Raw genomic sequence first — 20,260 nt, 5'->3', positions numbered from 1 at the left:
GGTCTTTAGCGTTCGCCCCAAGGACTCAGATATTGAATAACGCGGCTGTGGCGCGCGTGCGGGCCCTAGACGCGTTACCGCGCATGGCGCTACTCGTCCAGAGCGGAAAGGTCGATGCCCAGGGCCTCGGCCGTCTCGTCGTTCTTGACGACGACCAGGTCCTTGCTCGAGAGGTGCTTGATCGGCATATCCTCGGGCTTGGCCTCGCCCTTCAGGATCTTAACGGCCATCTCGCCCGCGGCGTAGCCCAGGTCCTTATAGTTGATGGAGAGGGTGAACAGGCCGCCGGCCATGCACATACCCTCCTCGCCGGTCACGAAGGGGAGCTTATTCTCCTTGCAGATCTGGCCCACCTGCGAGGCACCCGCGGCAATCGTGTTGTCGGTGGGGGAGTACAGCGCGTCGACCTTGCCCACGGCGGACTCGACGACGGACTGAATCTCGTTGGAGCTCGAGACGGTGAAATCGGTGTACTCGAGGCCCAGCTTGTCGAGTTCCTTCTTGGCGGCCTTGATCTGGACGTCGGAGTTGGACTCAGCGGTGCAGTAGAGCAAGCCGACCTTCTTAACGTCGGGCAGGACCTTCTGCATCATCTCGAGCTGCTCGGCGACCGGGGTGAGGTCGGAGGCGCCCGTGACGTTGGTGCCGGGCTTGTCGTTGTCCTGGACCAGGCCGGAGGCGGCGTAGTCGGTGATGGCGCAGCCCACGATGGGGATATCGGCCGTGGCACCGGCGGCAGCCTGCGCGGCGGGCGTGGCGATGGCATAAATCAGGTTGACGTTGTCGCCCACAAACTTGTCGGCAATGGACTTACACGTGGACTGGTCGTTCTGGGCGTTCTTCTGGTCGATCTTGACCTTAAGGCCGCTCTCCTTGATGGCCTTGACAAAGCCGTCGTTGGCGGCATCGAGTGCGGAGTGCTCGGTGAGTTGCAGAACGCCGATGGTGTAGTCGGAACCGGCGGCAGCAGAGCCGGAACCAGAGTTGCCGCCGCATCCGGCGAGCGGGGCGAGCGCGAGCAGACCGGCGGAGACCAGAAGGCTCCTGCGGCTGATGGTGATGTCCTTCATATCATTACCCCCAGTATAAAAATGGCTGGAAACACTGCACTGGGACAAAGTGCAAGTGGAACTATAGTAGCGCTGATGTCCATTTTTACAACAGCCTGGCGGGTTTTTTAATACAGAATCGGATGGGCGGTACGGGTAGTCGAATGGGCGGCGGAGGGTCTTATGCGGCGGAGGAGGCATCGTCCTCGTCCAGGACGGCGAAGAGCTTCTTGCCGTCAAGGAGACGTGTGGTGACGTTTCTCATGCGGCCGATCTCAACGGTACGCAGCGTGTCGTCGGCGCCTCGCGCGTCATAGACCGTTCCCAGCAAATACGAGATGCCGTCTCGTTGCTTGATGGCAAAGGGCCGGAGTGTCATCCGCGCCACTTCGACCTCTCCGCGTGCCGTGACACTCGAAATATCAAAACTCACCGTGGTTCCGTGGTCGATGGCCTGCTCGATGAGCTCGCAGGCATCGATGCGCTTGACGGGCGTGCGTGTGGCCTTGGTGGATTTGCCGCCTGCGCTTGGAGCAGGCTCGGGTGCATCGAGGTAGCCGCGAACGTCGGCACTCGCCATGGCGACCAGGTGCTGCGCCATGCTTTTTCGAATGGCGATGGGCGTAGAGCGGTTGCGCATGACCATGCCGTGGAGTCGGATGATTTCTTCGTCGGTGAGCGGACGGGTCAAGAGCCGATACCCCACGCCGCGCTTGTACTCAATTTCGTATCCAGCATGGCGAAGTGCGGAGATGGCGGTGTAGATGCTGCGCCGCGCCGCCGAGATGGGCATGCGGGCGGGGTCGTCGGGATGGGCGAGGCGCCGGATCAACTCATCGGAAAGCATGGCCTTGTCCTCACCGGTGTTTTCGCTCAATAGTTGCAGGATGCGAACGGCGCGATAGGCTGCCATCGAGGCGGCGCCCCTCGTCGTGGTCTCGTAAGTTTCAACAGCGGTTTCGGTCATGGCGCCCACGTCCTTTCCGTTTTGGGTGGCGACGGTATGGAGCCTAGGACGAGGGGCTTTCCCAGGGGCGCAGGACGCCCTGGGCGGTCGGTAGCCGTCGGCAAGCGGCGGGTCGAGTTTTCAACAGCCCTGCCCAACTGACCAAAAACTTGCCAAAAGCTTGACGGATGCTGTTGAAAAAAGCGCCCCTCGGCTTGCCGAGAGGCGCTGGCGTGATGCGCTGGAACGCGTTTGGTGGCGCTGTGGCGATTAGAAGTCGGCGTTGCCCACGGTGCGCGGGTGCGGCAGGACGTCGCGGATGTTGCCCACACCGGTCAGATACATGACCAAGCGCTCGAAGCCCAGACCGTAGCCGGCGTGCTTGCAGGAACCGTAGCGGCGCAGGTCAAGGTAGTACTTGTACTGCTCGGGATTCATACCCAGATCCTTGATGCGGGCCTCGAGCAGATCCAGGCGCTCCTCGCGCTGGGAGCCGCCGATAATCTCGCCGATGCCCGGCACCAGGCAGTCGGCGGCGGCGACGGTCTTGCCGTCCTCGTTCATGCGCATGTAGAACGCCTTGATCTCGGCCGGGTAGTCGGTCACAAAAGTCGGTCGCTTAAAGTGCTCCTCGGTCAGGAAGCGCTCGTGCTCGGTCTGCAGGTCGATGCCCCAGCTGACGGGGTAATCAAACTGGTGGCCAGCAGCGACTGCCTGCTCCAGGATTTCGACAGCCTCGGTGTAGGTAACGCGGGCAAAGTCGGAGTTTGCCACATGGTCCAGGCGCTCGATCAGGCCCTTGTCCACAAACTTGTTGAGCATATTGAGCTCGTCGGGGCAGGTGGCCATAACGTCCTTAAGGACGTACTTGAGCATGGCCTCGGCGTTATCCATGTAGTCGTTCAGGTCGGCAAAGGCCATCTCGGGCTCGATCATCCAAAACTCGGCGGCGTGGCGCGTGGTGTTGGAGTTTTCGGCGCGGAAGGTGGGGCCAAAGGTGTACACGTCGCCAAAGGCCATGGCAAAGTTCTCGGCATTGAGCTGGCCGGACACGGTAAGGCTCGCGTGCTTGCCAAAGAAGTCCTGGCTCCAGTCGACCTCGCCGGACTCGGTGAGGGGCGGGTTTTTGGGGTCAAGCGTGGTCACGCGGAACATCTCGCCGGCACCCTCGCAGTCACTCGTGGTGATGATGGGGGTGTTGACGTAGACAAAGCCTTGCTCCTGGAAGAAGCGGTGGATGGCGGCAGCCGCGACAGAGCGGATGCGGAACACGGCGCGGAACAGGTTAGTGCGCGGGCGCAGGTGCTGCTGGGTGCGCAGGAACTCGACGGTTGCGCGCTTCTTCTGCAGCGGGTAATCCGGGGCGCTGACGCCCTCGACCTCGATGGAGGTGGCAGAAAGCTCGAAAGGTTGGGGCGCATCGGGGGTCAGCTTGACGGTGCCGGTGCAAATGAGTGCGGCCGAGACGTTTTGATGGGCGATCTCGTCGTAGTTGTCGAGTGCCTCGCGGTTCATGACGACCTGCAGGTCGCGGAAGCAGCTGCCGTCGTTGAGCGTAACAAAGCCAAAGTTCTTCATGTCGCGGATGGACTTGACCCAGCCGGCGACGGTGACGGTCTGGCCGCCAAGCGACTCGGCATCGGCGTAAAGCTGCGCGATTTTGGTGCGGTTCACGTATCCTCCCATAACGGTTGAATGATAGTTATCCATACAGTTCGATATTCTAGCAGCTCGGCTCATTTGGGCTATACAGATAAGGCATTGGCGGGATGGTTTTTCAAACGAAAAGCGCCCACGGCAAATGCTCGTGGGCGCTTTTCGTGTTGCCTTTTGGCTGTGTGGCGCGGGGCCTGGCTACTTGGTCTTGGCTACCAGCAGCGGGTCGCCCAGCTTGACGAGCGGGTTGCCGCCGATAAGCGTTCCGGACTCGCCGACATGGTCGATGCTCTTAAGACGATCGAGCTCGGAGATGATGACGGTCACGATGTCCTCGTGGCCGGCGGCCTTGATGGCCTCGCGATCGAAGCTGATGAGCGGCTGGCCGGCCTTGACCGTGTCACCCATCTCGACAAAGCGGGCAAAACCCTTGCCGTTCATTTCCACGGTGCCCAGGCCAACATGGATGAACACGCGAAGACCGTCCTCGGTGATCATGCCGATGGAGTGGTTGGTGACGGTGGTGGCGCCGATACGGCCGTTAGCGGGGGCGTAAATGGTGCCGGTAATGGGCTCGATGCCGTAGCCCTGGCCGAGCATGCCCGAGGCGATGGTCTCGTCGGGAACCTCACCCAGATTGACGAGCACGCCGTTGACAGGAGCGTAGATGACGCCTTCGCGGGTGGCGAAGCTTGCTGCGGGCGGAACGGACGCCTCGCCCGACGAAGTGAACGTGGACTTGAGCGAATCGAGCAGACCCATAGATGCCTCCAACGTATCAGGCGCGCATGTTGCACGCGTGTGGTTTGCCGGAAACGTTTCGTACGTGTTTCCCAGCACGGTCAGCGCTCCTATTTTACGCTGTCCAACGATACCTCTGAACAGCGATTTTGTGATATATCAGTTGAAGGCCAACTTATTGCGGGGGTGTTTCTGCGCCGCGGGCTCAAGTGGGGTACGCTAAGGTGCGAAAAACGAGTGCGCACGAATCGCACGGGGGGAGCACCTATGATTATTGAGAACCATGCGCTGTGGGGCGAGGAGCCGACCGAGGATTATCCGGCGACGTTTACGTATCTGGGTGCCGAGCCGCTGCCCGACAAGCCCAATGGCCGCCGCCCCGCGGTGATCATCTGCGGCGGAGGCGGGTTTACGCATATCGCTCCGCACGAGCAGGACCCGGTGGCGTTTGCGTTTTTGGACCGCGGCTACCAGGCCTTTGTGCTCAACTATGTGACGAGCGCCACGGGCGACGTGAGCTTTCCGCACCCGCAGGCGGACCTCGCCAAGATGGTCGCTACCGTGCGCGCCAACGCCGACGAGTGGCATGTCGATCCCAAGCGCGTGTGCATCGTGGGTTTCTCGGCGGGCGGCATGATCTGCGCCTCGTTGGCAACGCAGTGGAAGACCGGACCTTTCGCGGGCCTTGCCGGGGCTCGTCCGGAGGATATTCGTCCCGACGCCGTGGTGCTGGGCTATCCGTTGCTCGACCTTGCCTATGTGCGCGATATGCAGACGCGCGACCCGCGCATCGACCTGCGCGTGCCCAAGACGGGTGGCAAGACGGGGCGCGATTTGCTCAACGACTATCTGTCGATGGTGACGGGCGGCGAGGCGACCGATGAGCACCTGGCCGACATTTGCCCTACCACGCACGTTTCGCGCCAGATGCCCCCGACCTTTGTGTGGGGCGTTTCGGACGACAAGACGGCGCCGATTGCGCAGGTCTATCCGTTTGCGCAGCGCATGGCCGAGGAAGGGGTCGCATGCGAGATGCACGTCTTTGACCAGGGTGGCCACGGCCTTTCGCTCGGCAACGCCAATACCGCGGTCGACAACGAGGACAAGCAAGTGGCAGTCCGTCCTTGGATCCGCCTGGCCTTCCGCTTCCTGGAGCGCCATATGTAAAAGTAGACTACTTGCCCGTTTCAAAAAGTCTGCTTAGAGGAGGAGCCATGCTTGAGGGTACGTATGTGGTTTTGGCCCAGACGCCGGTGGGGAGCAAACGCGGCGAGGTGACGTTTTCACATGGGGTGAACGGCGCGCTCAGGGCAGTACTAAACGTCAGGGGTCTCAATATCGCTCTCTCGGGTGCCCGCGCTGAGGGCGATTTCTTTGAGCTCTCGGGTACTATCTCCCACGTCTTGATGGGCAAGGCGCCCTTTACATGCACGGGGTCGGTTGAGGGTGATCGACTCACTGCTACCGCGCGGTCGGGTTCCATTTCGATCTCGCTGAGCGGTATGCGCAAAGAGCTTTCGGGGCGCACCGCATAAAGTTTGCGCAGGTAAACATCGGTATTTGACTTTATAAAATAGTTCAGAGCGCTATCATTTGTCGTTACGAGTTGGTTAGCCCCGGTAAACGGTTAACCGCGTCTAACGAAAGGATGAGCGCGTGAAGCTCGATACACTCGAGATTGGAAAGGACGCCGTTGTCGCATCGGTGGCATCGGACGATCAGGCACTCCGACAGCATATTTTGGACATGGGCCTAACGCCGGGCACCGAAGTCACCATGATGAAGTGCGCCCCCATGGGCGACCCGCTCGAGATCCGCCTGCGTGGCTACGAGTTGACACTGCGCAAGGACGATGCCGCTCGCATCGAGCTTGTGGGTATTCACGACACCGATACGGGTCCGCGCGCTAACGCTGCAATCGGCACGACGGAGCATCCGGCCCTGGGCGAGGGGACGTATTCGCCCCGTGCGGCAAAGACGGCCGTGCCCGAGGGCGCGCCGCTGCACTTTGCCCTCGCCGGCAACCAAAACTGCGGCAAGACCACGTTATTCAACCAGCTGACGGGCTCCAACCAGCATGTCGGTAACTTTCCCGGCGTGACGGTCGACCGCAAGGACGGCACTATCCGTAACCACCCCGAGGCGAGCGTTACCGACTTGCCCGGTATTTACTCGTTGTCGCCGTACACGGGCGAAGAAATCGTCAGCCGCCAATTCATCTTGGACGAAGACCCCGACGCCATCATCGACATCATCGACGCCACCAACATCGAGCGTAACCTGTACCTGACGCTGCAGCTTATGGAGCTCGATCGTCCCATGGTCATCGCGCTCAACATGATGGACGAGGTGACGGCCAACGGCGGCGCCGTGGACGTCAACCTGCTCGAGAGCCTGTTGGGCGTGCCCGTTGTCCCCATTAGCGCTGCCCGCAACGAGGGTATCGGCGAGCTGGTGGATCATGCCTTGCACGTGGCGCGGTTCCGTGAGCGCCCCGGTCGCCTGGACTTCTGTGCGCCCGATGGTCCAGACGGCGGTGCACTGCATCGCTGCATCCACGGCATTGCCAACCTGATCGAGGACCATGCCGCGACGGCGCACATTCCCGTGCGTTTTGCGGCGACCAAGCTGGTTGAGGGCGACGAGCTGGTGACCGAGGCACTTCATCTGGATCGCAACGAGCTTGACGCCATCGAGCACATCATTACCCAGATGGAGGGCGAGGCCGGCACCGACCGTCTATCTGCGCTGGCCGACATGCGCTTCGGCTTTATCGGCGACGTGTGCGGGCGCTGCGTCGTAAAGCCGCACGAGAGCCGCGAGCACGTGCGCTCCGTCAAGATTGACCGCATCCTGACAGGTCGTTACACAGCCATTCCGGCGTTCCTGGTGATCATGGGCCTCGTCTTTTGGCTGACGTTTGGCGTGATCGGCGCGGCGTTGCAGGGACTTATGGAGGACGGCATCGCTGCCATCATCGCCTCGACCGATGCGGGTCTCAAGGCGTTCGGCACCAACGACGTGGTGCGCTCGCTGGCCGTCGACGGTGTTCTCACGGGCGTGGGCAGCGTGCTGACCTTCCTGCCGATCATCGTCGTGCTCTTCTTGTTCCTCTCCATTCTGGAAGACTCGGGCTACATGGCGCGCGTGGCCTTTGTCATGGATAAGGTATTGCGTCGCTTTGGCCTGTCGGGCCGCAGCTTTGTGCCCATGCTCGTCGGTTTTGGCTGCACCGTGCCGGCTATCATGTCGACCCGTACGCTCCCATCCGAGCACGACCGCAAGATGACGGTCATGCTCACGCCGTTCATGAGCTGTTCGGCCAAGTTGCCGGTCTACGGTCTGCTGTGCGGGGCGTTTTTCTCGCAGGCGACAGTTCCCGCCATGGTCTCGCTCTATCTGATTGGCATTACGGTCGGATGCATAGCGGCTTTGGTGCTCAACCGCACGGCATTTAAGGGCGACCCGGTGCCGTTTATCATGGAGCTCCCCAATTACCGCCTGCCGAGCGTTAAGACGACGGTGATGCTGGCATGGGATAAGGCCAAGGACTTCATCACCAAGGCCTTCACCATTATCTTTGCCGCTACGGTGGTCATTTGGTTCCTTCAGACGTTCGACATCCGCTTTAATGTGGTCGCCGATCAGTCGCAGAGTCTGCTTGCCGGTCTGGGCAGCATTATCGCTCCGCTGCTGGCGCCGCTCGGCTTCGGCGACTGGCGCGCCTCGACGGCGCTCGTCACCGGACTTATCGCCAAGGAGAGCGTCATTTCGACCCTCACGGTGCTTTTGGGCGCAACGTCGCCCGCGGTGCTGTCAACCATGTTTTCGCCGTTTACCGCTTACGTGTTCCTGGTCTTTACGCTGCTGTACCCGCCCTGCGTGGCGTCCATCGGCGCCGTCAAGAGCGAGCTGGGCGCGCGCTATGCCGTTGCCGTGTTCGCGTTTCAGGTGGCAGTCGCCTGGATTGTCGCGTTTGTCGTGCATTCGGCGGGTATATTGCTGGGGTTGGCTTAGCTATTTATTGATGGCGTAACCTCTGCGCATCGAGTTGATTTCGGCCTCGCATCTGTTGCTGACGGATGCGGGGCCGTTGCTATATAATCGCCCCCGCTCAAAACGAATCGGAGAGGTTCTTTGTATGACTCAGGCAAGGCAAGACGGCATCACGCTCAGGCAGTGGCTCCCGCTTATCGGGCTCGCCTGTTGCGCGTTCGTATTCAACACGTCGGAATTCATGCCCATTGGCCTTCTGATTGATATTGCCGCATCGTTCTCGCTCACCGAGGCCCAGGCAGGCATCATGATCTCGGTCTATGCTTGGGGCGTCATGCTGCTGTCGCTGCCGCTCATGGTGTTTGCCTCACGTTTTGAGTTCAAACGGATGCTGTTGGGCGTGCTTGCCGTGTTTTCGCTGGGCCAGTTCCTGTCCGCCGTGGCGCCCACCTATCCTATTTTGGTCTGCGCGCGCCTGGTGGTCGCCTGCGCGCATGCCGTGTTCTGGTCGGTCGCCTCGATTATGGCCTCGCGCCTGGTCGATACCCGCCACGGGGCGCTCGCCATCAGCATGATTGCCACGGGCTCGTCCATCGCGCAGATCTTTGGCCTGCCGATCGGCCGCGCCATCGGACTGGCCGTGGGCTGGCGCATGACATTCGCCGTGGTCGGGGCCCTCTCGGCTGTCGCGGTTGTCTACCAGGCCGCGGTGCTCCCGGCCATGCCGGCGGGCGAGCGCTTTACCGTCAAACAGCTGCCCGAGCTGCTCAAGAACCCGTTCCTGATAGCGCTCTACGCGGTCACGGTCTTTATGGCGACCGGCTATTATGCGGGTTACAGCTATATCGAGCCGTTCCTGGCGCAGGTCGCGCACGTCGACGCAAGCGCTATTACCATGACGCTGACGGCGTTTGGCTGTTCTGGTCTGCTCGGAAGCTGGCTGTTTGGCCGCCTGTTCGATGGGCATCGCTTCCCGTTCTTGGCTATCACGCTCTCCGGCGTGCCGGTGGCTCTGCTGCTCGTGGGTCCGGTCGCATCGTCGCTCGTAGCAGTGCTTGCCGTCTGCGCGCTATGGGGCTGCTGCTCCACGGCCTTTAACGTGGCGTTCCAGGCCGAGCTCATCAAGTACACGCCGGCAGACTCGTCGGCCGTCGCCATGTCGATCTTCTCGGGCCTGTTTAACCTCGGTATCGGCACGGGCACCGCGGTCGGCGGCGCCGTGGTGTCGGGTCCCGGCATCGCCTGGATCGGTTGTGCGGGCGGGGCGATTGCCGTCGTGGGTGTCATTCTCGCTATCACGGTGCTATTCCCGGCCATACACCGCGCAAAGCCTGTCGCCTAATCACGTCTCCTCATCAGTTGCGGTGAAATACGGACTGCTGAGCCCAATAAACCCGGCAAACAGTCCGTATTTCACCGCAACTTAGAAAGGGGCTGGGGTAGCTAAAAGAGCCCCGTCCCAAAATAGCTACCCTGCTGGGCATACAATGGATGTCGTTGTGTTGAGCTTGCCGGGAGGTTGCTATGTGGGCATACGAGACGACGTTCTATCAGATCTATCCGCTGGGCTTTTGCGGAGCTCCGCGCGAAAACGCCGCGCCCGTTGCCGAGGATGAGCTCGCCCAGGCTGCCAACGCTGCGCCCAACCCCGATGCGCCCATCATGAAGATCGCCCAATGGGCCGACTACCTGCAAAAACTCGGTATTGGCGCTGTGCTGATTAACCCGCCGCTCGAGTCTGATAGCCACGGCTACGATACGCGCAGCCTGCGCCATATCGACCGCCGCCTGGGCGGGGATGCCGATTTTGCCGCCGTATGCGAGACGCTGCACGCCCATGGCATCCGCGTGGTGCTCGATGCCGTCTTCAACCATGTGGGCCGTGGCTTTTGGGCCTTCCGCGATGTGCAGGAGCGTAAGTGGGACTCGCCGTACAAGGATTGGTTCCACATCAGCTTTGACGGCGATTCCTGCTATGGCGACGGCTTTTGGTACGAGGGCTGGGAAGGCCATTTTGAGCTCGTGAAGCTCAACCTGCAAAACCCCGCCGTGGTCGATTACCTGCTCGAGTCCGTGCGCCGCTGGGCCGAGGTCTTTGGCGTCGACGGCCTGCGCCTGGACGTTGCCTATATGCTCGACCGCGACTTTATGCGTCGCCTGCACGCCTTTACCCGTGAGCTCAAGCCCGACTTTGTGCTGATCGGCGAGACGCTTCACGGTGACTACAACCAGATCGTCAACGACGAGATGCTCGACTCCTGCACCAACTACGAGTGCTACAAGGGCCTGTACTCCAGCTTTAACTCGGTCAATATGTTCGAGATCGCGCATTCGCTGCATCGCCAGTTTGGCGGCGATCCGTGGTGCATCTACCGCGGCAAGCACCTGCTGTCGTTTGTCGACAACCACGACGTGCCGCGCCTGGCAAGCATCCTCACCGACAAGTCGTGCCTGCGTCCCGTCTATGGCATGCTCTTTGGCATGCCGGGCATTCCGTGCGTCTACTATGGCAGCGAGTGGGGGATTGCCGGCGAAAAGGGCGGCCCCGATGGTGACTGGGCGCTGCGACCTGCGCTCGATGAGCCTGCGCCCAACGAGCTGACGGCGTTCATCACGCAGCTTGCGCACCTTCGCTCGGCCGATGACGCGGCGGCCTGTGCTCTCAACTACGGTGCCTATCGCAACGTGGTGATCCAGAACAAGCAGCTGCTGTTCGAGCGCGCCTGTGATGACGCGACGGTGCTCGTGGCGGTGAACGCCGTGGGCGAGCCTTACACCTTTGGCGCCGGCGAGCTCAACGGGTCCTTTGTCGACCTGCTTGCCGACGATGCGCCCACGGTCGAGCTGACGGGTACCCTTGAGCTTGCACCCTACGAGGTGCGCTATCTGTTGAGAGCCTAGCCCATGGCCGTGTCTGACGAGGACTATCAACATATTGAGCATGGGTTTGAGCCTGTGTTCGACCAGCGCTCGCGCGTTTTGGTGCTGGGGTCGTTTCCCTCGGTGCTCTCGCGTGCAAATGCCTTTTATTACGGCAACCCTCAGAATCGCTTTTGGCGTGTGATGGCTGCGTGCCTCGGTGTGCCTGTGCCGCCCAACGAGGGCGATCCTTTGGCAAGCGGTGAGCCCGCGACGCTCGATGCCTCCATTGCTGCCAAGCGATCTATGCTGCTGAACGGCGGCGTGGGCCTGTGGGATGTGATCGAGAGTTGCGACATTAAGGGCTCGAGCGACGCGAGCATTCGCAACGTTGTGCCGGCACATATCGAGCGCATTACCGATGCCGCGCCGATCGAGGTCGTTGTCTGTAACGGCGGTACGGCAGGGCGACTCTACAAACGCTACTTGCAAGATCGGACGGGGTTGCCCGCCGTCGTCCTACCCTCGACAAGTCCTGCCAATGCCGCCTGGCGACTGGAGCGTCTTGTCGAGCGTTGGCACGAAGCCGTTGACTGGGCTGTTATTTAATTTAGATTTTTGTTTGAGCGTGGGCGCCCAGACGTTTCAGAACGCCTCGCCAGATCGGCGCGGGCACGGCTGGCTCGGCGCAAACCATGCCGTCGGCGTCGACGTTGGCGGCATTGCCGCCGCCAAGTCGCTGTGCATGCTCGACGGAGCAGCCCATGCGCACGGCGCCCACGAGCTTGTCCATGGCCTCCGAAAACGGTCGCCGCAAGAGTCCCATGCGCGGGGAATGGCGAAGCGCTGCGATGCCGCTGCCGGCGCAGATGGCAACGCCGCCACACCACAATTGGTCATGGCGCTCACATGCCTTGTGCAGGCGAACGGCGGTCCCACGCGCCTGCTCAGTGCCCTCTTGTGCGGCTCGAATCGCGGCATAGACGCGCGTTCCCGTACCGCCAAAGCGCTCAAGCGCCTGCTCGATAGCAGTCAACGTCTCATCGTCAGCCACATCTTCAATGGCCAGCACGATGCCATCGGCAACGCTGCCGGCGTCATTTGCCTTCAAGTCGACCGGGCGGGGGAGTGCGGTGCCGGAAAGTTGAGCATAGGCGGCGATGGCATCCTGCAGGTCCCAGAGCAAAAAATCAAGATCGGCGCTATTGGGAATACTGATATACGCAATGGTGTGCAGTGTTTTTGGTAAGTCGCCGCGCGCGGTCGTCTCCATGCCATCTCCTTTCCGGCTCGTTTCCGTTTAGGTTACACCGTCTGGTGGCGCCCCGCCGCGCTATCCTAGTGCAACCCTTACGAAAGGAACGCCATGCGTCTGCCCATGAATACCTCGCTTGCCATGCTCAAGCCCTCCGGTATCCGCCGGATTAACGCGCTCGCCGCCCAGCATCCGGGGTGTATCGCGCTCGCGCTCGGCGAGCCCGATTTTCCCACGCCCGATGTGATTAGCGCCGAGGTGACCGCCGCGCTGGACCGCGGTGACACGCACTATCCGCCCAACAACGGTCGCCCCGCCCTGCGTGATGCACTGTCCGAATATATGGATGACGCGGGCCTGGCGTTTTCCGCCGATGAGGTCATCCTGACCGACGGCGCGACCGAGGCACTGTCGGCAACATTTATGGCTATGCTCAACCCCGGCGACGAGGTCATCATCCCCACGCCGGCCTTTGGCCTGTACGAGAGCATCGTCGTGGCCAATCACGCCAAGGCTGTCTTTTTGGATACGGAGCCTGCGCAATTCCAGATTGACGAGGATGCGCTTCGCGCCTGTGTGACCCCGGCGACCAAGGCCATCGTCATCTGCTCGCCCAACAATCCCACGGGTTGCATCCTCGACACGGCATCGCTCGACGCCGTGGCGCGCGTGGCAGAGCAGGCGGGCATCTACGTAGTCTGCGACGACGTATACAACCGTCTGGTCTATGTGGATGGCTACGAGCGCTTTGCCCAGCGCCACCCGGAGCTGCGCGACCAGACGGTGGTCATCGAGAGCTTCTCCAAGCCCTGGGCCATGACCGGCTGGCGCTTGGGCTGGCTCGCAGCGGCAGCCCCCGTCATCGCCGAGATCGCAAAGGCTCACCAATACTTAGTATCGAGCGCCGTCTCCTTCGAAATGGACGCCGCAGCCCGAGCCCTGACCGTCGACCCAACCCCCATGCTCAAAGTCTACCGAGCCCGCCGCGAACGCGTCCTCGCAGCCTTATACGCCATGGGCCTCGACGTAGTAGAGCCCGCAGGAGCCTTCTACACTTTCCCGAGCATCAAAAAGTTCGGCCTAACAAGCGAAGACTTCTGCATCAAAGCCATCGAAGAGGCAAACGTAGCCCTAGTCCCGGGCGACTGCTTCGGCACCGAAGGTCATATCCGCCTAAGCTACTGCGTCTCCGACAAAGACCTAGACGAAGGCCTCCACCGCCTGTCCACCTTCATTTCAACCTTTTAGCCCTCAGGGATGCAACACATCAGCCCACCGACCCAAGCATTATGAGTGGGGCACGTCGCTCAACGGACACGAGGATTCGCAGCAAAGTTACCGCAGCTCCGGTCCGAGGGGCCGGGTTGAGATTATCGTAGATTCCGCACGAGCCGAAGAGCACTTAATGTGCTCTTCGTGCGAGCCAGGACTTGACCGAGCGAAAATCTCAACCCGGCCCCTCGGACCGGAGCGTATGCAGGGTTTGTGTACGAATCCTCGCGCCCGTTGACCGACGCCGGGGTCCCCGCCATAATACTTTCGGTTCACGCACGAATCCGCTGCCAGAGACAGCCGGTGCAAACGGGCATCGCCCGCGAGCTTAATGGGATATCCCGCCAGCCGAGGTGGTCGAGTAGATATGTCTTCTCGCCCCCGTCGCTCATGCAGCGCGGGGGCTTTCTTTTTGGACATGCCCCCGTCACGTCCTTGTGGCGGACCGTGCCCGGAAAGAATTCGAGGAGGTGTAATTCATGCCCCAGCAGTACAAAATCGACAAGGTTGCAGAGATCGAGTCCCGTATCGCCGAGAACGCCGGTCTGTTCGTCGTCAACTACAACGGTCTGACGGTTAAGCAGGCTCAGGAGCTGCGTCATCAGCTTCGCGAGTGCGGCGCCGAGATGAAGGTCTACAAGAACAACCTGGTCAAGATCGCTCTCAAGAACCAGGAGCAGCCCGAGCTCGACGAGATCCTCGCCGGCCCCGTCGCTTATGTGTTCTACGAGACCGAGCCGGTCGAGGCCGCTAAGGCCCTCAAGGACTTCTCTGCTAAGTCCAAGGGCGTCCTTGAGATCAAGGGCGGTATCTCCGACGGCAAGGCCGTTTCCGCTGATGATGTTAAGGCTATCGCCGAGCTGCCCACCAAGGATCAGCTTCTCGGCCAGATCGCCGGTCTCATCTCCGGTTTCGCTCGCGACATCGCTGTCTGCGTCAACGGCGTTTCCTCTGGTCTCGCTCGTTCGATCCAGCAGGTCTCCGAGCAGAAGGCAGCCTAGTCGCTGTTTTCACCCGCGGCGGCAACGCCGCACCCCAGGCGCATTCGCGCCGTGTTTTAACTGATCTCCGTGCATCCGCACGGAAACCGAAAGGACTTAGAAATGGCTAAGCTTACCACCGATGAGATCATCGATGCTCTTAAGGAAATGACCCTTCTCGAGGCTTCCGAGCTCGTCAAGGCTATCGAGGACACCTTCGGCGTTTCCGCCGCTGCTCCTGCCGCTGTTGTCGCCGCTCCCGCTGCTGGCGCTGCTGAGGCCGAGGAGAAGACCGAGTTTGACGTCGTGCTCGAGGGCTTCGGCGACAACAAGATCCAGGTCATCAAGGCCGTCCGTGAGCTCACCAACCTTGGCCTGAAGGAGGCCAAGGAGGTCGTCGAGGGCGCTCCCAAGGCTGTTCTCGAGGGTGCCAAGAAGGAGGACGCCGAGGCTGCCAAGGAGAAGCTCGAGGCTGCTGGCGCTGCTGTCACCCTCAAGTAATCAGGCTTTCTCGCCAGATTTCTTTGCAGACGGGGTTCGCATTGCGAGCCCTGTCTTTTTTGTTTTTCGGTCCCTCGGCATCGGTTGCTCAAACTGCCATGTTCTGTGATTTGCGTCGTATCGGGTGCCCTGCCGTTGGGCAATAAAATTGCACCATTCGAGCAATAATTTGCGTTGACCTGCTGAAGAATTGTCTCTGCCTTGTAGCGACATATAGTTCCAGCGGTAAGATGCTTGGGTATCGCAATTTGGTCTGCGGCTGTGTGCCGCACGCATGGGGCGCTTTTGCGCCTGCGAAAGGATCTTTGAATAACATGAAGGCAATCATCCCCGCCGCCGGTCTTGGCACGCGTTTTCTGCCTGGCACCAAGTGCACGCCCAAAGAGATGCTGCCGGTGCTCGACAAGCCCGTCATTCAGTACGTCGTCGAGGAGGCACTCGACCCCGAGGAGGTCGACGACGCCATCATCGTTACTTCTCCCGGCAAGCCCGAGCTGCTGAACTACTTCCAGCCCGACCGTTCGCTCGAGAACCTGCTGCGCGAGCGCGGCAAGAACGCCTATGCCGATGCCGTCGCCCACGCTGGCGGTATGCCGGTCGACTTCCGTTATCAGTACGAGCCCAAGGGCCTCGGCCATGCTATTCGCTCTGCTGCCGACGCCGTGGCAGGGGAGAACTTCCTGGTTCTTCTGGGCGACTACGTTGTGCCTAACCGCGATATCTGCGACAAGATGCTCGCCGTTTCCAAGGAGCACGGTGGCGCTTCGGTTATCGCCGTCGCTGCTTGCTCGCCCGAGGAAGTCAGCCGCTACGGCGTTATCGCCGGCGAGCGCGTCGGTTCGCTCGAGGGCGCCGAGGACGTTGCCGATGCCGAGCCGGGCGCTGTCTGGCGTATCGGCGGTCTGGTTGAGAAGCCCGCTCCCGAGGCTGCTCCGTCCAACCTGTACATCGTCGGTCGCTACCTGCTGAGCCCGCTGGTCATGGACCTGCTGGCAGATCAGCAGGCCGGCAAGGGCGGCGAGATCCAGCTCACCGACGCCATGGCCCGTTCGCTCGACCGCGAGGCCATGTATGCGGTCGTCATCGACCCGCTGTCGGGCTACGACACCGGCACTCCCTCTGGCTGGATGGCCACCAACGCCCTCATGGCTGCAAGCGACCCCCGCTTTGCCGATGCCTTCTGGGACGCTATCGACGAGCGCGGCGGATTGATGCGCAAGTAAGCCTTCGGGCATCGACATTTACGGGCGCGGACTTCGGTTCGCGCCCGTTTTTTATAAGAGCTGCGATTGCCGGCTCTCTGTTCACAGAAAATATATGAACAGATGTTCGATACACATATATCTACCTGCGTGTTTTCTGTCGGAAATCTTTGCTACTCCAAAAACTCAATCGCGTCAAGGCTTTTCTTGCCCAACGGTCGGTACCTGATAAACTATTAGGTTGCGATAACTGGCGAAGCTATGCCTCGCCAACCCACCGAGCATTTCCGTGAAGGAGGAAAAACCTGGTGACCTACGCATACACTGCCACTGAGCGCAAGCGCGTCAGCTTCGGGAAAATCCCGGAGGCCATGGAGCTCCCCAACCTTATCTCTGTTCAAAGGGAATCCTTTGAGCGTTTTAAGGACGAGGGCCTTCGTGAGGCGTTCAAGGAATCCAGCCCCATCCAGAGCCAGAACCATGTTCTCGAGGTTACCTTCGGCGAGCATCAGTTCGGCGACCCCGCGCACACCGTCGAGGAGTGCCGCGAGAAGGATATGACCTATCAGGCTCCGCTTCTGACCGACGTCCGTCTCACCAACAAGGAGACCGGCGAGATCAAGGAGCAGCTCGTCTTTATGGGCGACTTCCCCATGATGACCGATCAGGGCACCTTCATCATCAACGGTACCGAGCGTATCGTCGTCTCGCAGCTCGTCCGCTCCCCGGGCGTGTACTACAGCTCCGAGATGGATTCGGGCAAGCAGATCTACAAGGCCCAGATCATCCCGTCCCGCGGTGCCTGGCTTGAGTTTGAGGTCGACAAGCGCGACCAGCTCATGGTCTCCATCGACCGTAAGCGCAAGCAGAGCGCCACGATGTTCCTGCGCGCCCTTGGCATCGCCGTCACCAACGACGACATCATCGAGCTGCTCGGCAACTCCGATGTGATCAAGCGCACCCTGGAGCGCGACACCGCCCTTACCCGCGAGGACGCCCTCATCGAGATCTACCGTCGCCTGCGCCCGGGCGAGCCTCCCACCGTGGACGCTTCCCGCAGCCTGCTCGAGGGCCTGCTCTTTAACCCGCAGCGCTACGATCTGGCCCGCGTCGGTCGTTACAAGGTCAACAAGAAACTCAACCTCACCACCGAAGAAGAGGTCACGGTGCTCACCGACGAGGATATCGTCGCGACGCTGCGCTACCTCCTGTCCCTCGCTGCCGGCGAGCAGGGCTTCAAGGTCGACGACATCGACCACTTCGGCAACCGCCGCATCCGCACCGTCGGCGAGCTCGTCGCCAACCAGTTCCGTATCGGCATGAGCCGTATGGAGCGCGTCGTCCGTGAGCGCATGAGCTCCCAGGACATCGACGAGATCACCCCGCAGTCGCTCATCAACATCCGCCCGATCGTGGCCTCCATCAAGGAGTTCTTCGGTTCCTCGCAGCTCTCGCAGTTCATGGACCAGGCGAACCCCCTGACCGGTCTGACCCACAAGCGCCGTCTGTCCGCACTCGGCCCTGGTGGTCTTGCCGGCCACAAGTCCGGCTCCAGCCGCCGCACCAACGTGCCGACGGCCGTCCGCGACGTTCACAACTCGCACTACAGCCGCATGTGCCCGATCGAGACCCCCGAAGGCCCCAACATCGGCCTGATCGGCTCGCTCGCCCTCTACGCCCGCGTCAACGAGTATGGCTTCATCGAGGCCCCGTTCCGTCGCGTCGAGAACGGCGTTGCCACCGACCAGATCGACTGGATGACCGCTGACGAGGAAGAGAAGCACGTCATCGCGCCGGCCAACACGCCGCTCGATCCCAAGACCAACGAGTTCATCACGACCGATGCCGAGGGCAAGATCGTCCGTCCGCACACCGTGATCGCCCGTACCCGCGACTTCGACGGCTCCTTCGGCGCTCCCGCCGACGTGCCTGTCGAGGACGTCGACTACATGGATGTCTCGCCGCGTCAGATGCTGTCCGTCGCAGCCACGCTGATTCCGTTCCTTGAGCACGACGACGCCAAGCGTACGCTGATGGGCGCTAACATGCAGCGTCAGGCCGTGCCGCTGGTTCACCCCGCCGCTCCCTATGTCGGTACCGGCATGGAGCGTCGCGCCGCTCTGGACTCCGGCGAGGTCACCCTGGCCAAGAACGCCGGCGAGGTCATCTTTGCCGACGCCGCCAAGATCATCGTCAAGCATGCCGGCGGCATGGACGAGTATCACCTGGCCAAGTACCAGCGCTCCAACCAGTCCACCTGCATCAACCACCGTCCGCTCGTGCGCGTCGGTGACACCGTTGAGCAGGGCGAGCCCCTGGCCGACGGTCCTTCGACCGATCACGGCGAGCTCGCACTGGGCCAGAACCTCACCGTGGCCTACATGCCGTGGGAAGGCTTTAACTACGAGGACGGTATCGTCGTGTCCGAGCGCCTGGTGGCCGAGGACCTGCTGACGACCATCAACATCACCCGTCACGAGATCGACGCCCGCGACACCAAGCTCGGCCCCGAGGAGATCACCCGCGAGATCCCGAACCTCTCCGAGGACATGCTTGCCAACCTCGACGAGGACGGCATCATCCGCATCGGCGCCGAGGTCGGCCCTGGCGACATCCTGGTCGGTAAGGTCACGCCTAAGGGCGAGAGCGCTCTGACCGCCGAGGAGCGCCTGCTGCGCGCCATCTTCGGTGCCAAGGCCCACGATGTCCGTGACACCTCCCTTAAGATGCCTCACGGCGCTTACGGCCGCGTCATCGACGTCGTCCGCTTTAGCCGCGAGAACGGCGACGACCTGGCCCCCGGCGTCAACGAGCAGGTGCGCGTCTACGTCGCCCAGCGTCGTAAGATCCAGCAGGGCGATAAGATCGCCGGCCGCCACGGCAACAAGGGTGTTATCTGTAACGTTCTGCCGGTCGAGGACATGCCCTACATGGCTGACGGTACCCCGATCGACGTTATCCTCAACCCGCTGGGCGTTCCTTCGCGTATGAACGTCGGCCAGCTGCTCGAGTGCCACCTTGGCTGGGCTGCTGCCTGCGGTTGGGATACCGAGCAGGCCGACTCCGACAAGTACGTCCCCGGTCCGTTCTTCACCGCGACGCCCGTCTTCGACGGCGCCAAGGAGGACGAGATCGCCGAGGTCATCCGTCGTGCCAACAAGAACATGCTCAACAAGGCCACCGCTGCCTTTGGCGATCACATGCGCCCCGAGTTCGTCACCCAGCTTGACGAGCGCGGCAAGACCCGTCTGTTCGACGGCCGTACCGGCGAGGAGTTCCGCGAGCCCATTACCGTGGGTACGTCCTACATCCTCAAGCTCGGCCACATGGTCGACGACAAGATCCACGCCCGTTCGACTGGCCCTTACAGCCTGGTTACCCAGCAGCCTCTGGGCGGCAAGGCCCAGTTCGGCGGCCAGCGCTTCGGCGAGATGGAAGTTTGGGCACTGTACGCTTACGGCGCTTCCAACGTCCTGCAGGAGATCCTGACCGTCAAGTCCGACGATACCGTGGGCCGCGTCAAGACCTACGAGTCCATCGTCAAGGGCGAGAACGTTCCTGTCCCGGGTATCCCCGAGTCCTTCAAGGTTCTCGTCAAGGAGATCCGCTCCCTCGCGCTGGACATCGAGCCCATGCACGATGCCGACGAGGACGCCTCCGCCCCTGTGACCGCCGAGGAGACCTCTGCTCTCGACGACCTGGCTGCGCTCGCCGGCGTTGACACCGACGTCGAGGCCGAGGATGCCGAGACCGCCGAGGCACCCGAGGCTGTCGCCGCCACGACCACTGATAAGGAGTAGTTG

At 61.6% G+C, this 20,260-nt stretch carries 16 protein-coding genes; 11 read left to right on the top strand and 5 right to left on the bottom strand.

All coding sequences use genetic code 11. From position 1 onward, the window contains the following. Nucleotides 1–89: 89 nt before the first annotated feature. From DXD48_RS02000 to DXD48_RS01985, 4 genes are all read right to left on the bottom strand, one after another. Nucleotides 90–1,070, bottom strand: a complete 981-nt coding sequence (locus DXD48_RS02000; protein WP_117563784.1) for an ABC transporter substrate-binding protein — start codon at nucleotides 1,068–1,070, stop codon at nucleotides 90–92. A 160-nt stretch (nucleotides 1,071–1,230) separates the two neighbouring features. Then, nucleotides 1,231–2,016: a hypothetical protein gene (locus tag DXD48_RS01995; RefSeq protein WP_117563783.1), complete on the bottom strand. Its 786-nt coding sequence runs from the start codon at nucleotides 2,014–2,016 to the stop codon at nucleotides 1,231–1,233. Between the two features lie 249 nt (nucleotides 2,017–2,265). Then, nucleotides 2,266–3,669, bottom strand: a complete 1,404-nt coding sequence (gene asnS, locus DXD48_RS01990; protein ID WP_117563868.1) for an asparagine--tRNA ligase — start codon at nucleotides 3,667–3,669, stop codon at nucleotides 2,266–2,268. 180 nt (nucleotides 3,670–3,849) lie between these two features. Beyond that, a complete protein-coding gene (locus tag DXD48_RS01985; protein ID WP_117563782.1) occupies nucleotides 3,850–4,413 on the bottom strand; it encodes a PTS glucose transporter subunit IIA in 564 nt (187 codons plus the stop codon). Between the two features lie 246 nt (nucleotides 4,414–4,659). On the opposite strand from DXD48_RS01985, the gene DXD48_RS01980 reads away from it, so the two are divergent. The 6 genes from DXD48_RS01980 to DXD48_RS01955 all read left to right on the top strand — a co-directional run bounded on the left by DXD48_RS01980 (nucleotide 4,660) and on the right by DXD48_RS01955 (nucleotide 11,856). After that, nucleotides 4,660–5,559 carry an alpha/beta hydrolase gene (locus DXD48_RS01980; protein WP_117563781.1) on the top strand — a complete coding sequence of 300 codons (900 nt, stop codon included), beginning with the start codon at nucleotides 4,660–4,662 and terminating at the stop codon, nucleotides 5,557–5,559. 47 nt (nucleotides 5,560–5,606) lie between these two features. Then, nucleotides 5,607–5,927 carry a hypothetical protein gene (locus DXD48_RS01975; protein ID WP_117563780.1) on the top strand — a complete coding sequence of 107 codons (321 nt, stop codon included), beginning with the start codon at nucleotides 5,607–5,609 and terminating at the stop codon, nucleotides 5,925–5,927. A gap of 121 nt (nucleotides 5,928–6,048) precedes the next feature. After that, nucleotides 6,049–8,409, top strand: coding sequence for a ferrous iron transport protein B (feoB, locus tag DXD48_RS01970; protein WP_117563779.1), 2,361 nt, complete (start codon nucleotides 6,049–6,051; stop codon nucleotides 8,407–8,409). Nucleotides 8,410–8,533: 124 nt separating this feature from the next. After that, nucleotides 8,534–9,730: an MFS transporter gene (locus DXD48_RS01965; protein ID WP_117563778.1), complete on the top strand. Its 1,197-nt coding sequence runs from the start codon at nucleotides 8,534–8,536 to the stop codon at nucleotides 9,728–9,730. A 182-nt stretch (nucleotides 9,731–9,912) separates the two neighbouring features. Beyond that, nucleotides 9,913–11,289, top strand: a complete 1,377-nt coding sequence (locus DXD48_RS01960) for an alpha-amylase family glycosyl hydrolase (protein ID WP_117563777.1) — start codon at nucleotides 9,913–9,915, stop codon at nucleotides 11,287–11,289. A gap of 3 nt (nucleotides 11,290–11,292) precedes the next feature. After that, nucleotides 11,293–11,856 (top strand): uracil-DNA glycosylase family protein, encoded by a 564-nt coding sequence (locus DXD48_RS01955; protein WP_117563776.1) that lies wholly within the window; start codon nucleotides 11,293–11,295, stop codon nucleotides 11,854–11,856. A 1-nt stretch (nucleotide 11,857) separates the two neighbouring features. Here the strand turns inward: DXD48_RS01955 and DXD48_RS01950 are convergent, their stop codons facing one another. Beyond that, the gene (locus DXD48_RS01950) at nucleotides 11,858–12,520 is read right to left on the bottom strand and encodes a hypothetical protein (protein ID WP_117563775.1); all 663 of its coding nucleotides are present in this window, start codon (nucleotides 12,518–12,520) and stop codon (nucleotides 11,858–11,860) included. Between the two features lie 93 nt (nucleotides 12,521–12,613). Between DXD48_RS01950 and DXD48_RS01945 the strand changes: the two genes are divergently transcribed. From DXD48_RS01945 to DXD48_RS01925, 5 genes are all read left to right on the top strand, one after another. Beyond that, complete coding sequence (locus tag DXD48_RS01945; protein WP_117563774.1) at nucleotides 12,614–13,750, top strand: pyridoxal phosphate-dependent aminotransferase; 1,137 nt, start codon at nucleotides 12,614–12,616, stop codon at nucleotides 13,748–13,750. A 503-nt stretch (nucleotides 13,751–14,253) separates the two neighbouring features. Continuing rightward, a complete protein-coding gene (gene rplJ / locus DXD48_RS01940) occupies nucleotides 14,254–14,775 on the top strand; it encodes a 50S ribosomal protein L10 (RefSeq protein WP_089572500.1) in 522 nt (173 codons plus the stop codon). A 102-nt stretch (nucleotides 14,776–14,877) separates the two neighbouring features. Further along, complete coding sequence (rplL, locus tag DXD48_RS01935) at nucleotides 14,878–15,255, top strand: 50S ribosomal protein L7/L12 (protein ID WP_006235005.1); 378 nt, start codon at nucleotides 14,878–14,880, stop codon at nucleotides 15,253–15,255. A gap of 314 nt (nucleotides 15,256–15,569) precedes the next feature. Beyond that, nucleotides 15,570–16,478, top strand: coding sequence for a UTP--glucose-1-phosphate uridylyltransferase (locus DXD48_RS01930; RefSeq protein ID WP_055250255.1), 909 nt, complete (start codon nucleotides 15,570–15,572; stop codon nucleotides 16,476–16,478). A gap of 350 nt (nucleotides 16,479–16,828) precedes the next feature. Then, complete coding sequence (locus DXD48_RS01925) at nucleotides 16,829–20,257, top strand: DNA-directed RNA polymerase subunit beta (RefSeq protein ID WP_233503781.1); 3,429 nt, start codon at nucleotides 16,829–16,831, stop codon at nucleotides 20,255–20,257. The last annotated feature ends 3 nt before the right edge of the window (nucleotides 20,258–20,260 follow it).

The sequence above is a fragment of the Collinsella sp. TM05-37 genome (genome assembly GCF_003436455.1).
Classification (GTDB): Bacteria; Actinomycetota; Coriobacteriia; order Coriobacteriales; family Coriobacteriaceae; genus Collinsella.
Note: the sequence above shows the minus strand (reverse complement) of the source record. Positions and strands in the feature narration are given on the sequence as shown.

Excerpts from the sequence above, each read along its gene's own strand:
- DXD48_RS02000 (WP_117563784.1), bottom strand. The coding sequence starts at position 1,070 with ATGAAGGACATCACCATCAGCCGCAGGAGCCTTCTGGTCTCCGCCGGT.
- DXD48_RS01995 (WP_117563783.1), bottom strand. The coding sequence starts at position 2,016 with ATGACCGAAACCGCTGTTGAAACTTACGAGACCACGACGAGGGGCGCC.
- DXD48_RS01985 (WP_117563782.1), bottom strand. The coding sequence starts at position 4,413 with ATGGGTCTGCTCGATTCGCTCAAGTCCACGTTCACTTCGTCGGGCGAG.
- DXD48_RS01980 (WP_117563781.1), top strand. The coding sequence starts at position 4,660 with ATGATTATTGAGAACCATGCGCTGTGGGGCGAGGAGCCGACCGAGGAT.
- DXD48_RS01975 (WP_117563780.1), top strand. The coding sequence starts at position 5,607 with ATGCTTGAGGGTACGTATGTGGTTTTGGCCCAGACGCCGGTGGGGAGC.
- DXD48_RS01965 (WP_117563778.1), top strand. The coding sequence starts at position 8,534 with ATGACTCAGGCAAGGCAAGACGGCATCACGCTCAGGCAGTGGCTCCCG.
- DXD48_RS01960 (WP_117563777.1), top strand. The coding sequence starts at position 9,913 with ATGTGGGCATACGAGACGACGTTCTATCAGATCTATCCGCTGGGCTTT.
- DXD48_RS01955 (WP_117563776.1), top strand. The coding sequence starts at position 11,293 with ATGGCCGTGTCTGACGAGGACTATCAACATATTGAGCATGGGTTTGAG.
- DXD48_RS01950 (WP_117563775.1), bottom strand. The coding sequence starts at position 12,520 with ATGGAGACGACCGCGCGCGGCGACTTACCAAAAACACTGCACACCATT.
- DXD48_RS01945 (WP_117563774.1), top strand. The coding sequence starts at position 12,614 with ATGCGTCTGCCCATGAATACCTCGCTTGCCATGCTCAAGCCCTCCGGT.
- rplJ (WP_089572500.1), top strand. The coding sequence starts at position 14,254 with ATGCCCCAGCAGTACAAAATCGACAAGGTTGCAGAGATCGAGTCCCGT.
- rplL (WP_006235005.1), top strand. The coding sequence starts at position 14,878 with ATGGCTAAGCTTACCACCGATGAGATCATCGATGCTCTTAAGGAAATG.
- DXD48_RS01930 (WP_055250255.1), top strand. The coding sequence starts at position 15,570 with ATGAAGGCAATCATCCCCGCCGCCGGTCTTGGCACGCGTTTTCTGCCT.
- DXD48_RS01925 (WP_233503781.1), top strand. The coding sequence starts at position 16,829 with ATGGAGCTCCCCAACCTTATCTCTGTTCAAAGGGAATCCTTTGAGCGT.